Genomic DNA, 15,493 nt, shown 5'->3' with positions numbered 1-15,493 from the left:
TATGAAATTCTTGGGAAATGTACTAGCGGTGATCGTTGGTCTTTTTGTTTTCAGCATACTAGGTGTGCTTCTTATGTTTGGCTTGATCGGCATAGTAGCCTCCTCAAGCGGAGACAAAGAAGTGACGGTTAGCGAAAACACCGTATTACATTTAGATCTGAACGGTAGGACAATTGTGGAGCGCACCTCCGAAGAAGATTTGGATCTTTCCATATTAGGAAATCCATTCGGGCAGGAAATGACTGCCGGTTTGGTTAATCTTAAAAAGGCTATTGGTGAAGCAAAGACCAATGAAAATATAAAAGGCATTTATTTAAACACAGGTCTTTTAATTGCTGGGCAAGCTAACTTGCTTGAGCTCCGGGAAGCTCTTCTGGATTTTAAAACTTCCGGAAAATTCATCGTTGCTTACGATGAGGCATACACTGAAGGCGGATATTTTGTCGCCTCAGTTGCAGATGAAATCTATCTTAACCCTCTCGGTGGAATCGACTTTAACGGCTTTTCTTCTGAGGGAATTTTCTTTAAGGGACTTTTCGAAAAAGTAGGTGTGAAACCTGAGATCTTCCGTGTAGGAGAATTTAAATCTGCAGTGGAGCCATTTATTCTTGAGAAAAACAGTCCGGAGGCTAGGCTCCAAACTCAATCATTTTTGGACGACATGAACCAGTTTGCTTTGCACGGTGTGTCTGAATCAAGAGGGATCGCCTACGATAGCTTAAAGAAAATCAATGATTTGATGTTGGTCCGCAAGCCAAAAGATGCGGTAACCTATGGACTGGCAACAGATTTACTTTATTTTGATCAAGTACTTTCCAAACTAAAAGAAAAAATAGGAGTGGATGATGACGAGGATATCACCACAATCAATGTGACTGATTTGAACAAAGCTGTAAAATCTAAAAATATCACTTCCTCAAATAGAATAGCAGTAATCATAGCAGAAGGTGAAATCGTCGGAGGAAAAGCCGATGGCGTAATCAGTTCCGAAAAGTTTGCCAAAGAAATCAGAAAGGCAAGGACTGATGATAACATCAAGGCAATTGTACTTCGCGTGAATTCCCCAGGAGGATCTGTAGTCGCTTCGGAAGTGATCTGGAGAGAAATGGCTGAAGCCAAAAAGGCAAAGCCTGTGTATGTATCTATGGGTGAAGTAGCAGCCTCAGGTGGTTATTACATTTCAGCACCAGCTGATACTATCGTAGCACAGCCAAATACTATCACGGGTTCTATTGGGATATTCGGCATGATGTTCAACGCGCAGGAATTGCTAAATGAACATTTGGGAATAACGGTGGACGTGGTAAAAACAGGCGAGCTTTCTGACTTCATGAATCCAACAAGACCTTTGACTGAGGTAGAAAGAAACATAATTCAAAGCACAGTAGAAGATGGCTATGAGACTTTCGTCACCAGAGTATCTGAAGGCAGAGGAATGTCTGCGGAGGCAGTGAAAGAAGTGGCTTCCGGTCGAGTTTGGACAGGCAATCAAGCAAAAGAACGTGGACTCGTGGATGTGCTTGGAGGATTAAATACAACAATTGAAATTGCTGCTAACAGAATTGGTGCAGGAGATGACTATCGAGTAGTTTATTACCCTACTAAAAAACCCTGGTTCGAAACCATTATGGAAGACTTGGGTGAAAATGTACAACTCAAAATCCTTCAGAGTAAATTGGGATCTAACTACAAGCTGTTCCAACAAATAGAGAAACTAAAATCCTATGAAGGTATTCAGGTAAGAATGCCTCAAGAATTCATCATCAAATAAAAAAAGCGGCTTAGGCCGCTTTTTTTATGACTTTTGTAAAAGGATCAACCAAGCTCTTTCCACATCATTTTCATCCAGAGCTTCCTTTGCCAAAAGATGTAAGTGATCTATTAAAGAATCTGGATCATATTTAAATCGAAGTCTCATTTCTTCGATTTCATCGCTTTTTCCAAACTCCGCTATTTCAGCGTCACTTGGAAAAGCTTCAACATTACCAAGTCTACCCAGGTTATTTCCACTTAGAATGGTGCTATTTCTAACATCGTCCGGCATTTGATCAACCCCAATCCCGAGAGTACGCAAAGGCTTAGGAATCTGAAAAAGTGAAGCTCCACTGGCTCGACTGTACCAATTACCTCCAAGACGCGCCACTGCGTCGAGCTTGTTTGGATCTATCACTCCCGCCTCATCAAAAATGGCTTCATTGACATGAGCCACCAATACTTCACAGATTACTATACTTCCTGCTCCACCACTATCTCCGAGAGATTTCACCTCATTCACCTTGCATTCAAAAGACACATGAGCCTCCTTGATCCTTGGCGGCTTCACTTCATTTGATCCGACAGGAGTAAATCCCGCTTTTTCAAACTCGTTCACCCCCTTTTCATATTCAGTACTCGCAAGTGACATTTGTTCTACCATGCCAAAATGAACGATATGGATAACTACTTCAGGCACTTCAAGAATATTTTCAAGGGTATGCTTAGTAGTATTATCCCTCATTCTTCGTAAGGGAGAAAATATCAAAATTGGAGGCTGGGAACTAACTAAATTAAAAAAGCTAAATGGGCTGAGATTTACATTTCCTGCTTTATCGATCGTACTCACAAATGCAATCGGCCTCGGCGCCACAGCTCCTTGCATTAATCCGTAAAATTCTTGGGTACTTAGGTCTTTGGGATAAAAGGTCTTCATGTGCTTTTAATTTGATTTTCAATGGCCACACGCCTGTCCCAATATTTCGGGATGGTCTCTTGCATATTAAGAAATACTCTTCATTGAAAAGTTTTCTCGATGTTCGATTTCATTTGATGAAATTATGACTCAATTTTAAATACTTAAACCATTTTTCAAGAATAAGTTCTGAATTCATGACAAGAACCCTGATAAGTTTATTAAAAACAAGCCTTTTATTGCTGGCTCTAAACCTAGGAATTAATTCGATTTCTGTCGCCCAAACCCATAATTTCGCTACGTTCAACATCCGATACGCCAATCCAAACGATGTAGGAAATCTTTGGGCAGATCGCCTTCCGCATGTGGCAAGCTTGATTCAATTTCATCAAATCGAGCTCGTTGGCGTACAAGAGGCATTAAATAACCAACTCGTGGATCTGACCAAAGAACTTGGCTATTCATATATTGGTGTGGGGCGCGATGATGGAACTGAGAAAGGTGAATATGCAGCAATCCTCTACGATCCGAAGAAGTTTGAAATGCTGGATCAAGGCACTTTTTGGCTTTCACCAACTCCTGAGAAACCAAGCAAGGGCTGGGATGCTGCGCTGAATAGAATCTGTACTTGGGGCAAATTCAAGGATACCAGCGGAAAAACTTTCTATGTTTTCAATAATCACTACGATCACATCGGTCAGCAAGCACGGGAAGAAAGTAGCAAGTTGGTGATGGCACAAGTGTCTTTGATCAACAAAGAAAATGCTCCGGCAATTCTGATGGGAGACTTCAATGTAAAACCTGATAACGCAGCATATTCTACTATCACTTCAAATCCAGATTGGCAAGATGCCAGACTTATTTCTGAAATCCCATCTTATGGCCCTGCAGGCTCATTTACAAGTTTTGACTGGGAGAAAATGCCTGATGGAATCATCGATCACGTGTTTGTAAAAGGTGATATTAAGGTGATTCGTCATGGGATTCTGACTGATAATTATGGAAAAAAATATCCTTCAGATCACTTTCCAGTGTTGGTGGAAGTGGAGTTCTAACTTCTCCCCCACTTCGAAATTCAGCATTCATGGTTTGGAATTTGAATAAAGCCCTGAATAACTTAACAGATGTGCTCTTTGCAGTTTAAAAAGTCAAAAAAAAAACCTTCGGGGTTTTAAAAACTCCGAAGGTCTGAAATAAATGTCTGAAATTCTTAAGGCTCTAATGCCGCAACACCTGGAAGCACTTTGCCTTCCATATGCTCTAGCAATGCTCCACCACCAGTTGATACAAAGGAAACATCATCTCCATATCCAAACTTATTAACCGCAGCTGCAGAGTCACCTCCACCGATTAGAGAATAAGCGCCAGCTTTGGTCGCAGCTACTACTGCTTCAGCAACAGCCTTTGTTCCTTTGTCAAAAGAATCCATTTCGAAAACACCCATTGGGCCATTCCAAAGAATAGTCTTTGAATTTGCTATTACTTCAGAGAACAATTCACGGGATTTTGGTCCGATATCCAAGCCCATCCATCCATCAGGAATTTCGCCTTTGTTAGCCATTCCCTGCTCAGCATCATTTGCAAAAGCCTTAGAAATCACTGTATCAACCGGAAGGATAAGATTAACTCCTTTTGCTTTTGCGGTTTCCATCAGTTCAAGAACGAAATCCATTTTATCAGCTTCAAGTAAAGAATCACCGATTGTTCCACCTTGTGCTTTGGCAAAAGTATAGGACATACCACCACCAATAATCAGGTTATCTACTTTGTTCAGCAATTGCTCGATGATCAAGATCTTGTCAGCGATTTTAGCACCACCCATGATTGCCGTATAAGGTCTCTCAGGATTACCTAGCACTTTGTCTGCATTTTTCAACTCAGAAAGCATCAGGTATCCGCAAACTTTATCATTAAAGAATTGAGCAATAACCGCCGTAGAAGCATGCGCTCTATGTGCTGTGCCGAATGCATCATTTACATAGACATCGCCAAGTTTGGAAAGCTTCTCCGCAAAATCCTTATCTCCTTTTTCTTCTTCCTTGTGGAATCTTAAGTTTTCCAAAAGCAACACTTCACCAGGCTTCAAACCTTCAGCAAGCATTTCAGCTTCCTGACCGATGCAGTCAGGAGAAAATTTCACTGGCCTTTCTAGCGCCTTCTCTAAAGCTAGCACAATGTTTTTAAGAGAAAATTTATCCTCAGGTCCAGATTTTGGTCTACCCAAGTGAGACATCAAGATCACAGATCCGCCATCCTTCAATATTTTATTGATAGTAGGTAGTGCAGCTTGGATACGGGTATCGTCAGTCACATTCAGTTGGTCGTCCAAAGGAACATTGAAATCCACTCTCACGAGCGCCTTCTTGCCTTCAAAACTAAGATTATCTACATTTTTGATTCTAGAGTTCATAGTAAGGTTAATAGCTTTTGATTAATTAAATAGATAAAAATCAGGTGTGAATTTATCAAAGATTACGGCAAAAATCGACTTTCGCCTAGGATCAATTTGTTAAGAAATACTGCAATGGTTAATTACCCCTTCGTTGCAGCACGCTTTAAGCGGTCATTGATGGCTTTTCCCAAGCCTTCCTCAGGCATCAATTCTGCCAAAATCACGGAAGCGTTGGACGCATCCAAAGTTCTCATAGCAGCAAAGAGATTCGTAGCCGCCTCTTTCAAATCTCCCCTAGTACTCAGAGCGATTTGATTTCCTGTTGGAATAGCTGGAAAGGATTGAACTAGAGAAAGTACAGCAAAGTCAATTCCCTCCCTTTTGCGCTCAGCAATCAACTCTTCCAAGTTACCTAATATAAATGGCTTCGTGGGCGCGTAGTGGCTCTCTAAAAGGCCAGGAGATTGAGGATTGGATGAGCTATGGCTTTTGACTGTTACTTTCCCAACAATACGTTCGATTTCCGAAATTTCTAACCCCCCAAGACGATAAATCACAATTTCGTTTTCTTCCATTCCTACTATCGTACTCTCCAACCCTACCCTGCATTTTCCTCCATCCAAAATATAAGAGATCTTGTCTCCCAACTGAGCATCCACGTGAGCAGGAGAAGTAGGGCTGATGTATCCAAAAGGGTTTGCACTTGGCGCAGCTAGGGGGAAATCTAACTGAGAGAGTAATTCTAAAGTCAAGGAATGATCAGGTACGCGAACGGCAACTCGTTCCAAACCCGAAGTAACTATGTCAGGAATAGTATTTTTCCTGGGAAGAAGCAAAGTCAAAGGACCTGGCCAGAATTGCTCAGCAAGTTTTCGGAGAGGATCTGGAATGTCAATTACATAGTTCTCCGCTACTTCAAGAGAAGGAATATGAACAATTAAGGGGTCAAAACTTGGGCGGTTTTTCGTCTCAAAAATCGATGCTACCGCTACAGGATTCAGCGCATTTCCTGCCAAACCATAAACGGTCTCGGTAGGAATAGCAACCAACTCACCTGCATCCAGAACTCTTTTTGCTTGCGATATGTCCTGCCCAATCACTGCCATCTTATTCGCAGAAATCGTCTATCCAAGTTTTAGCTTCAGTGTATCCAAGTTGAAGAGCCATCTTTAGATCTGCGCATCCTACTTCTTTTTCAGATTCTCCCAGAGCGGACATTCTTGTCACGCCAAGTAAATAATAAGCGGCACCATTCTTACCATCTAAATTGATGGCATCAGTCAAGGCTTTCATCGCATTGGCTGGATCATTATTTCCTAAAAGTGCTTTTCCACGGTTGAAGTGGACGAGCGCTTGGTTTGGCTCCACTTGAAGTGCTTTATCAAAGTCCAACAAAGCATCTTCATATTCTTCCAAGCCTAATAAAGCCAAGCCACGGTTGTAGTAAATATCAGTTTGAGATGGATCAAGTAGGGTCGCCATATTGTAATCAGAAACGGCGTTTTTGAAATTCTCCAGCTTCAGATTCGCATTTCCACGATTGAACCATGCCTTGTAGCTAGCTGAATCCGCCTGAATTGAAGCTGTAAAAACAGGAACTGCTTCTTCAAATTTTTCTTCCTGAAAAAGTGCTGCTCCTTTTGCATTCAGAGCCAGTGCATTTTCCGGATTGATCTCAAGCGCTCGGTCAAAAAGAGTGATAGCTCCACTCCAATTTTGAGCATCCATTTGAAGGATTCCTTCTTGTACCAATTCCTCTTCACTTGGGCTACAACCCATCAATCCTGCCAATAGCAAGGTAATTATCCAAAGTTTTTTCACAGCTTAAATTTTGCGCAAAGATAGGGATTGCGTCTTTGAAATCAGGATTTGGGCTGAAGTTTTGCCCTATAGTTTTCCGGAAGCGGCATGGGCTTCATCGTATTCATATCTACTGAGACGAGTATGCATTTACTTTTTGCAAATGTATAATGCTCTCCAGTCTTAGTTTCTCCCACCAAATATTGCTCTAAATCAAAGGAGGAATTTCCAATTCTACTGCATTTCACCAAAGCTGTAAGGGTATCATCTACATGAATTGGCCGGAAATAATCCATTTCAATTCTGCCGACTACACAACCGACTTTCATGATATCCCATTGACAAACTTGCTCCAAATACAAGGCTCTTGCATGCTCGAAGTAATTGAAATAAATACCGTTGTTGACATGCATATAGCCGTCAATATCCGAGAATCTGATTTGAATAGGTAAAGAAAATTCAATCTCACGCTGAAGCTCAGCGGGGTCAAGCCTAATCATCAAAGAAGAATTTCTGATTTACTGGTTTTTTCAAGCATTCTTAAGATGGAAGGATTATAGCCAATCACATCCTGAACTGAATCAAATGCTACCCAAGCCAAAGAAATACTCTCATCACTTTTAATCAATGGCTCATATAAGTCTGCTTCCAAAATGTAGCGCACATCGTAATGAAAATGCTCAGGCACATGTGGACGCTCCGGAATAATATGCTTATCCAAGTCAAAAATCGTTTTATCCACAAACTCCAAACTCTTCAATCCGCTTTCCTCTTCTGCCTCTTTCATGGCAACTTCCAGTAAATCCTCATTTCCATCCGCATGTCCACCCAACTGTAACCATCTGCCAAGTTTGCGGTGAAGTGTAAGCAAAGTATGCGTACGCTTGCGGTTCACTATCCAAGCAGAAGCTGTAAAATGACCTTCCAATCGCTCCCGCCCATAGGCAAGAGGATCCTCGGTCAAATCCAAAAAGTCCTGTATAAAACCAGCCTCCTCTTCGTACGGTGTCCGATATCTTCCTAACTGCTCTCGTAAGTTAATTCTGTCCATCATGAGTTGCTTCAAATAAATGATCAAGAAATTGATCAAACGGTTTGGGGTCCTGGTATAGCCTATCCGAATAAAACGTCGCTAATACCTTGAGGTAATTGGGCTGGTTATTTACGGTGATTTTCTCTATAGCAATATTGCCAAATAACTGAGAAATCAACTCATTCTTTCCAAGTGCTTTGAGGGGAGGTTTGAAATAATACTTGTCAGTGACTTTCACTTGCTCATTTATTTCCTCCATTTTCCGATCCAAACTCACTTGCCGGTATCCCAAAGCTAGAACACGCTGCGCAAAAGCCAAGAAAAGCAACGAAAATGTTTGCTCATCTAACGGATCGTCATAGGTAATCGCAAAGCCTCTGGCATACTTCGAATCCAAAATATGAATTTGTGGACGCTCTTCAATTTGGATAGCTTTGAAATAATAAGACTTTGAAATTCTTGCAACCAGCTCTTTGCCTTCTTTTGAGTTTATCCATTTTTGTGCATCTTCAATCTCCAACTCCTTGTGCACAATATTCTCCTTATGCGTCATCGGAGTCTTTTCCGAAGACTTAAATACTTTGTCAAATAAATCGTCAAGAAAATTACTCATGAGTTGAAATTGCGTAGTTGCCAGACGTCAGTTGTGTAATATATCCCTGATCCTGCAAAATGCGCAATACACGAAGGTTTTTTTGCGAGGCTGGCAGACGAATACTTTCAAAGATCTGCTTTTCTGTTAACTCACCATAAAGGCGTAAAGTTTCTAGAATCTTGTTTTTAAGCTTATTTTCAGCCTTTTTGGGATCTTCCGCCTTTCGGTTTGCTATGCAAACATCACATACTCCACACTGCTCATCCGTATTTTCTCCAAAGTATTCCTGAATAAATTGTGTACGACAAAGCTCATTTTGCTGTCCATAGGCAACCATGCTTTTTGCCTTTTCCAGCGTCAAAGCTCTCCTAAGTTCTATCCTTTTGAAATTGAGAGGCAATTTCCCTGCATCATAGCGCGGAGTTAAAAAAGTAATCTGAGGCTTGTCCTTCCGCTGATCATAGACCATCACTTCCAGTTGCTCCAATTGCTTGAGTGATTTGACCAGTTCATTTTCATAGATATTCAGGGACTTGGCAAGTTTCGCTTCCTGGATTTTGATGTATTCCGAAAAGACGTTTCCGCCATAGGTTCGCATGATGATTTTTACCACTGGGTCCAGCTTTGCATAAGCGATTTGAATATCATACAACCTCGATGGATCTACGGTGAAATGTATTTTCGAAGGAGAATAATAGCTTTCGCTCAACCCAATGAATCCTTCTTCTTCCAATAATTTCAACGCATAAAAAGTCTCCAAAACACCCAATTCATAGGTATTTGCAAATTCATTCCACTCAAAATCAAAGCTGCTCAGCATATTGCTACCGACTGCGATTCTGTAGTAGTTGGCGAGGCATTGATATACACGTTTAACAAAATCAATTGGCGGATAAACCATTTCTGCACGCTTCAAAACCGTTTCGAAATCCTGATTATTTGCCAGCAGAACTCCGTAGGCTTTTTCCCCATCCCGTCCTGCACGACCAGCTTCCTGATAGTAATTTTCCACATTTTCCGGCAAATCACTGTGGATCACTACCCGCACATTTGGCTTATCTATCCCCATCCCAAAAGCATTGGTACTTACCATCACCCGAACTTCATTTTTCATCCATGCCTCCTGTCGCAGAGCTCTGTCCTGCATGGACAATCCCGCATGATAAGCAGAGGCTGGAACTCCAAGTTGCCCGAGAGCCTTAGCAATTTGATGCGTCCCCTGCCGATTTCTCACATACCAAATAGCTGATCCATCAATGCGACTGAGTATTTCCAGTCCCTTTTCAAGTTTGTTCTCTACGAGTCGTACTGAGTAACTGAGATTTTTTCGGGCAAAACTCTGATGGAATTCAGCCGCCTTTTTCATCTCCAACTTCTCCATGATATCCGCACAAACCTGCGGAGTGGCCGATGCTGTCAATGCCAAAACCGGGATTTTCGGGTGATATGGGCGAATCAGAGCAATCTCCAAATAAGGCGGGCGGAAATCATATCCCCATTGAGAAATACAATGCGCTTCATCCACCGCAATCAAATTTATTTTCATCTGCCGGAAACGCTCGACAAAAAGCTCAGCTTTCAGCCGCTCCGGAGAAACGTATAGAAACTTGTAATCTCCATAGATGCAGTTGTCCAGTGTGCGATCAATCTCTCGATAGCTCATACCGGAATAAATCGCAGCAGCCTTAATTCCTTTAGCCTTAAGCGCATCCACCTGATCTTTCATCAAAGCGATCAGCGGACTCACAACCAAGCAAATCCCCTCTTGAGTCAAGGCAGGAATCTGATAGCAAAGTGACTTTCCTCCACCTGTAGGCAAAAGCGCAAGCGTATCCTTCCCAGCCAAAACTGACTCGATGATTTCTTTTTGAACTGGCCGAAAATCAGCATGTCCAAAAACTTTATGAAGAATCTCAGTAGCTCTAGTTAGCATTTACCAGTCTGGCGTAGTTCTATTCAGGAAAGCGGCAATTCCTTTTTTGCAATCAGCATGAGCACGGGCCGAAGCGTTCATTTCAGCGGCAAGATCAAGGGATTTATTTCTAGTGGTTTGATTTAGCTCCCGCAATAGTATTTTAGTTTTCCCCATTGAAAAGGAAGAATTCTGGGTAATTAGTTTTGTAGCGAATTCCATCACATATTTTTCCAAAAACTCAGATGGTTCTACTCCAGTGATCAGGCCTAACTCAGCAGCTTTGCTGGCAGTTATAAACTCTCCAGAAAGTAATAGCTCCTGCGTTTTTGCTGTACCAATTTGCTCTTGTAAGAAAACGGAAACCAAGGCTGGCACGAACCCTATTCTCACTTCAGTATATCCGAAAAGTGCATCAGGCACTGCAAATGCAAAATCACAAACCGTCGCCAAGCCACATCCTCCCGCCAAAGCATGGCCTTGGACTTCAGCGATCACAACCTTAGGAAGGCAATAAATCAAATTGAAAAGTGCCATAAGTCTGCGACTATCCTCCAGATTTTCCTCATAGGAAAAATCCTGAAGTTGCTGCAAATAGGCTAAATCTGCACCTGCACAAAATGCTTTTCCAGTAGATCGAAGCACAATGATTTTCACCTTCTCATTAGCATTCATTTCTTCGAAAGCTTGATGAAGTCCCGCAATCAGTTCTGGACTAAGTGCATTACGCTTATCTGGCCTATTCAGCGTTATGATTCCAATTTTATCGGTGATCTCTGTAAGTACAGCACTCATTTGTATCGCAATTTGGGTTTGGGATCAAGTTAGTTTCAATAGCAGGGTTTGCAAAATCTAACTCAGAAAAGTATTCGGTAGACTAAGGAATCAATAGCTAGTGAATCTGAAATTGGAGAATCGATCCAGCTACCTTCCGACCATAACTGAATGGACCGAGGAGGAATTTTAAAGGTCAGCTTTTTATTCTTTAGGTAAAAAGCAAAATCTGTATTTATAAAACCAACTTCTCCTAAATCATCCTGATAAGCCATTAATGAATTTGGAATCTGTGCCCAATGATTTTGAACCCGATTGGGTTCTACTGAGTAACTTATTTCGTTTTCTTCTAATCCTTGATTCCAAGAATACAATTCTCCTGAAATTGAAACATCGAAAAGCTGAGATTTCTTTCCCTGATAAATAATCAGTTCTTTGGAAGGAACTTTTAACCCCTGATAAAGCTGTGTTCCAGCCCAGAAAAAAAGAAGACTCAACCCCAGCCAAGTCAATTTTCTTTTGGAACCGAACTCCCAAGCTGCAATAATTAAAATCACTCCCCATACCAGAATCATTCCTGAGAAATCCATGGTAAGTCTATCCAATTTTCCACCGGGAATTAATCGAATGGCTTCAGCAATCCAATTTTGTAACCATATCAACCAGCTTAAAACCCAACCCAATACATCACCCAATACTGGAATCCACCCAAACATCATCAAAGGAACACCGACTTGCATGATCACAAAAGCCAGCGGAAGTATCAGCAGATTACCCAGCAAAAAGTAAGTTGGGAAGACATGAAAGTAATAAACAGAAAGAGGGAAAGTGACTAACTGTGCAGCTAGGCTGACGGATGTCAATTGCCAAATGTATTCTAAAACCCTTTTCTTTGGCAACCATAAATTCAAAATCAAAGGCTGTATCATCACTATGCCCAACACTGCCAAATAGGATAATTGAAAGCCTACTTCGAAGATCACATCCGGGTTTATTGTAATCATCAGAATAGCTGAAAAAGCAAGAATATTATAGATCGAAGGGCGACGCTCCCTCATTTGTCCGAATGTCATTAAGGAAAACATCGTGGCCGCACGAACAACCGAAGGTGACAAGCCTGTGAGGAAAGCATACAACCAGATTATTAGAATGACGAAAAGCAAATACATCCTTGCTTTCTCTTTCTTCAACCTGAGCGGCTTCAAAATCACGATAAACAGCGCATAAATAATCCCAACATGAAGACCAGAAACTGCCAGAATATGCATGACTCCAGCCTGAGTGTAAGCTTCCCGGATGGTTGGATCAAGTTCCTTTTTCTGTCCTAAGAGTAAAGCAAGTGTAATTTGTGCTGAGTTCTCGTCTGGAATTTTGGCTTTCAGCATCTCTCCTATCCTGTGCCTCAAATGGACTAAAGAATAATCAAATCCCTTCTTAGAATGATTTTGGATTAGTTGAAAATCCTTTCCCAGAAACTGCCGATAGTAAATTCCTTGCCTAGACAAATATTGCTTGTAATCAAACTCAAAGGGATTCTGAGGACTATCTATTGGCTGAGGTTTTTTGCTTACGAGAAGAATCTGCCCTGGAGCTAATGAAGAATCACTTTGATGATAAATTAAAACTTTTCCATGGGCGTCCTGCCATGTACCATCGATCCGTACAGATTTTACCTCCAATAGATTCTCGAGGGAATTTGGTTTTTCCTGATCGTACACGGTGACTTCAGCTAGGTATGATTCTGCTTGTAAAATATCTGGGCTGAAATCCGAATGCACATGTTTATTCTGAACCAATAGTGCTCCAAAAGCAATCAATGCAAGGTAAGCCAATGGGCTGACTTCAGTTGTAGATTTTCTTTTTGACTGGATAGAAACAACTATCACATATCCTAGCCAAAGCATGCCCAGAATAATTGTCAGGGTTCTGACATCAGGAGACCATTCTGATTGGCCTAAGAAAATCCCTACTAAAACAAATGGCAGATACCTTAAAAATGGAAAGTCAGCAAATCTCATCTTTAAAAAATTAAAGAATTAATTTACTTAATTTTTAAATCAAATGTATAATTCTGTGCTAGACCTTCTTACATAAAAAAAGAGCCCTAATGGGCTCTATTAAATATTACAATTTCAAATAAATAGAATATCCGGTTTCCTACCTGTTGAAAGGCCAAAGCAATCTAGGATATATTAAATTTTATAATTGAGGTCAATTTCAGTCTTCTTAATAAATAAGCAAAGAATCTAAGCCTACTTGTATCATTGCGGATAATCATATAAATGAATTATCAGAATCTATATCCAAGATTAAATCCTGCATTTAATTCTATTCCGCTAAAGCGGTCTGTGACATCGTCGCTGAAGTTTCTTCCTACGCTTGCGAATGGTCCGAATGCAAAATTCTGAGACAATTCCCACTTATATCCAGCTCCTGCGCCTATGATAAAAGCGGTCATATCCGTTGTAATTATATCAGTTCCATTAGGTTCTTCAAAATCACCAAATCTTACTTTAGCCAATGGGAAAATAAAAAACCTACCGTTGCTACCATTTCCAAAATAGAAATTCATGGATGCCTGAAGAGAGTTTGTTTTATATTTCTTCCCTTTATTCTCGTTATTGAATCCAAAACGGTCATTGATAAAACCTTTAAATTCCAAGGAATGATCATCACTCAAGTAACGCTCATATCCCACTTCAACAGATCCGAACCATATCAACGTGACAAAATTGACGTGAATTTCGTTTGAAAATCCCCCGGTCATTGGGCTATTAGCGTTGCTACTTGAGATTACTTCTTGGCCAAAGCTTGTGGCAGCCAATCCAAGAATCAGAGTAAGTGTAAAAATTGATTTTTTCATATTTCTATAATTAGTTGGTTAATAAGCGGCAATACTCAAGCCAATTGCATTTTATAGTGCATAATATTACACTCTTCAAATATATCTCCTACTTTATTAAAACCAAATTTCGAATAAAGTGGAACAGCTGACAGCTGAGCATGTAGGTATTTTAATTTGCCTGTGGATTCTTCATATTCATTAATATCCTTTAGCACCGCAGCAACCAAAGCTTGCCCCACTCCTTTCCCACGGGCTTCCTCCAATACCGCAAAGCGTTCCAACTTAATTCCCTTAGGAGTAAATCTCCACCTTGCCGTTCCCACCGGTTTATTGTCAAGACTTGCCAGAAAATGTGAGCACTGACTTTCAAATTCATCGTATTCATCCCGGGCATCAACTCCCTGCTCAACCACAAAAACCTGCTCCCTGATCCAGTAAGCAGATTTTAACTGCTCATCATGGGTTATTTTTTCTACCTGCAGACTCATCTTTTTGTAATTCTCTTTGATAATGATCTTTCTCGTAAGCTTCAATGATTGATTTTACAAGCCTATGTCTGATTACATCCTTGCCACTGAGGTTTACTATACCGATTCCTTTCACATCCTTCAGGATTTTCAATGCTTCCGCCAATCCACTTTTTTGCCTTACCGGCAAATCAACCTGTGTCTGATCTCCCGTAATGATCACTTTCGAATTTGGCCCCATTCGGGTCAAAAACATCTTAATTTGCTCATTTGTGGTGTTCTGCGCCTCATCAAGCAACACAAATGCATCATGAAGAGTCCTACCTCGCATGTATGCCAGTGGAGCAATTTCTATAACTCGGGTTTCCTGGTAATATTTTAGCTTCTCTGGCGGCACCATATCCTGAAGTGCATCATAGATTGGCCTTAAGTATGGATCCAATTTTTCCTGAAGATCTCCGGGTAAAAAGCCAAGGTTTTCACCAGCCTCCACAGCTGGCCTCGTGATAATGATCCGTTTAACTTCTCTGTTTTTCAAAGCCCGGACAGCCAGCGCCACAGCTATGTACGTTTTACCCGTACCAGCTGGACCCAAGGCAAAAACCAAATCATTCTGCATGGCTGATTCTACCAGCTTTCTTTGATTGGCTGACTTAGGCTTAATAACTATACCCTTGTTGCCAAATACGATTACTTGATCACGATTGGCTTCTTCGAAAGGAACGCCCTCTACTTCGAGGTAATCTTTTACATTTTCCGGGGTGATATGACCAAAGCGATCCACATGCTCCAGCAGAAGATTAAGCACGTCGTTAATTCTCAGAATCTCAGGCGCTCCACCTTGAATTCGGATCTCATTACCTCGGGAGATTATTTTACTTTGGGGAAAGGCAGCGGCAATTTGCCTGATATTCTCATTGGCTTCGCCTAAAAATTCTGCCAAGGGAACATTTTCTAATGTGATTACTTTTTCGACCAAACTCTTATTATTGATTAGATTATCCTTG

The 15,493-nt window shown here is 41.0% G+C and carries 15 protein-coding genes; 2 read left to right on the top strand and 13 right to left on the bottom strand.

What is annotated here, in order from left to right:
• Position 1 precedes the first annotated feature (1 nt).
• Positions 2 to 1,771: a signal peptide peptidase SppA gene (gene sppA / locus AACZ73_RS13760; protein ID WP_339878668.1), complete on the top strand. Its 1,770-nt coding sequence runs from the start codon at positions 2 to 4 to the stop codon at positions 1,769 to 1,771.
• Between the two features lie 24 nt (positions 1,772 to 1,795).
• On the opposite strand, the gene AACZ73_RS13755 is transcribed toward sppA, so the two are convergent.
• The gene (locus AACZ73_RS13755; RefSeq protein ID WP_339878667.1) at positions 1,796 to 2,689 is read right to left on the bottom strand and encodes a flavin reductase family protein; all 894 of its coding nucleotides are present in this window, start codon (positions 2,687 to 2,689) and stop codon (positions 1,796 to 1,798) included.
• Between the two features lie 176 nt (positions 2,690 to 2,865).
• Between AACZ73_RS13755 and AACZ73_RS13750 the strand changes: the two genes are divergently transcribed.
• Positions 2,866 to 3,723, top strand: coding sequence for an endonuclease/exonuclease/phosphatase family protein (locus AACZ73_RS13750; RefSeq protein ID WP_339878666.1), 858 nt, complete (start codon positions 2,866 to 2,868; stop codon positions 3,721 to 3,723).
• Positions 3,724 to 3,878: 155 nt separating this feature from the next.
• Here AACZ73_RS13750 and AACZ73_RS13745 read toward each other — a convergent pair whose 3' ends face one another.
• From AACZ73_RS13745 to AACZ73_RS13690, 12 genes are all read right to left on the bottom strand, one after another.
• Positions 3,879 to 5,078, bottom strand: coding sequence for a phosphoglycerate kinase (locus AACZ73_RS13745; protein ID WP_339878664.1), 1,200 nt, complete (start codon positions 5,076 to 5,078; stop codon positions 3,879 to 3,881).
• Positions 5,079 to 5,200: 122 nt separating this feature from the next.
• On the bottom strand, positions 5,201 to 6,166 hold the full coding sequence (locus tag AACZ73_RS13740; protein ID WP_339878662.1) for an L-threonylcarbamoyladenylate synthase: 966 nt from the start codon (positions 6,164 to 6,166) through the stop codon (positions 5,201 to 5,203).
• A gap of 1 nt (position 6,167) precedes the next feature.
• Entirely contained in the window at positions 6,168 to 6,839 is a 672-nt protein-coding gene (locus AACZ73_RS13735; protein WP_339878748.1) for a tetratricopeptide repeat protein, read from the bottom strand.
• An 83-nt stretch (positions 6,840 to 6,922) separates the two neighbouring features.
• Positions 6,923 to 7,360 (bottom strand): thioesterase family protein, encoded by a 438-nt coding sequence (locus AACZ73_RS13730; protein WP_339878660.1) that lies wholly within the window; start codon positions 7,358 to 7,360, stop codon positions 6,923 to 6,925.
• The gene (locus AACZ73_RS13725) at positions 7,360 to 7,911 is read right to left on the bottom strand and encodes an NUDIX hydrolase (RefSeq protein ID WP_339878746.1); all 552 of its coding nucleotides are present in this window, start codon (positions 7,909 to 7,911) and stop codon (positions 7,360 to 7,362) included. The genes AACZ73_RS13730 and AACZ73_RS13725 overlap by 1 nt, the downstream gene beginning before the upstream one ends.
• A complete protein-coding gene (locus AACZ73_RS13720) occupies positions 7,898 to 8,506 on the bottom strand; it encodes a hypothetical protein (RefSeq protein WP_339878658.1) in 609 nt (202 codons plus the stop codon). The genes AACZ73_RS13725 and AACZ73_RS13720 overlap by 14 nt, the downstream gene beginning before the upstream one ends.
• Complete coding sequence (locus tag AACZ73_RS13715) at positions 8,499 to 10,421, bottom strand: ATP-dependent DNA helicase RecQ (protein ID WP_339878656.1); 1,923 nt, start codon at positions 10,419 to 10,421, stop codon at positions 8,499 to 8,501. The genes AACZ73_RS13720 and AACZ73_RS13715 overlap by 8 nt, the downstream gene beginning before the upstream one ends.
• Positions 10,422 to 11,195 carry an enoyl-CoA hydratase-related protein gene (locus tag AACZ73_RS13710; RefSeq protein WP_339878654.1) on the bottom strand — a complete coding sequence of 258 codons (774 nt, stop codon included), beginning with the start codon at positions 11,193 to 11,195 and terminating at the stop codon, positions 10,422 to 10,424. It lies immediately after the preceding gene.
• Between the two features lie 62 nt (positions 11,196 to 11,257).
• Positions 11,258 to 13,192 carry a ComEC/Rec2 family competence protein gene (locus AACZ73_RS13705; protein ID WP_339878653.1) on the bottom strand — a complete coding sequence of 645 codons (1,935 nt, stop codon included), beginning with the start codon at positions 13,190 to 13,192 and terminating at the stop codon, positions 11,258 to 11,260.
• Between the two features lie 272 nt (positions 13,193 to 13,464).
• Positions 13,465 to 14,037 carry a DUF3575 domain-containing protein gene (locus tag AACZ73_RS13700; protein ID WP_339878652.1) on the bottom strand — a complete coding sequence of 191 codons (573 nt, stop codon included), beginning with the start codon at positions 14,035 to 14,037 and terminating at the stop codon, positions 13,465 to 13,467.
• 35 nt (positions 14,038 to 14,072) lie between these two features.
• Complete coding sequence (locus AACZ73_RS13695; protein ID WP_339878651.1) at positions 14,073 to 14,507, bottom strand: GNAT family N-acetyltransferase; 435 nt, start codon at positions 14,505 to 14,507, stop codon at positions 14,073 to 14,075.
• Positions 14,476 to 15,465 (bottom strand): PhoH family protein, encoded by a 990-nt coding sequence (locus tag AACZ73_RS13690; RefSeq protein WP_339878649.1) that lies wholly within the window; start codon positions 15,463 to 15,465, stop codon positions 14,476 to 14,478. The genes AACZ73_RS13695 and AACZ73_RS13690 overlap by 32 nt, the downstream gene beginning before the upstream one ends.
• Between the last annotated feature and the right edge of the window lie 28 nt (positions 15,466 to 15,493).

Source organism: uncultured Algoriphagus sp. (assembly GCF_963974835.1).
Lineage (GTDB): Bacteria > Bacteroidota > Bacteroidia > Cytophagales > Cyclobacteriaceae > Algoriphagus.
Note: the sequence above shows the minus strand (reverse complement) of the source record. Positions and strands in the feature narration are given on the sequence as shown.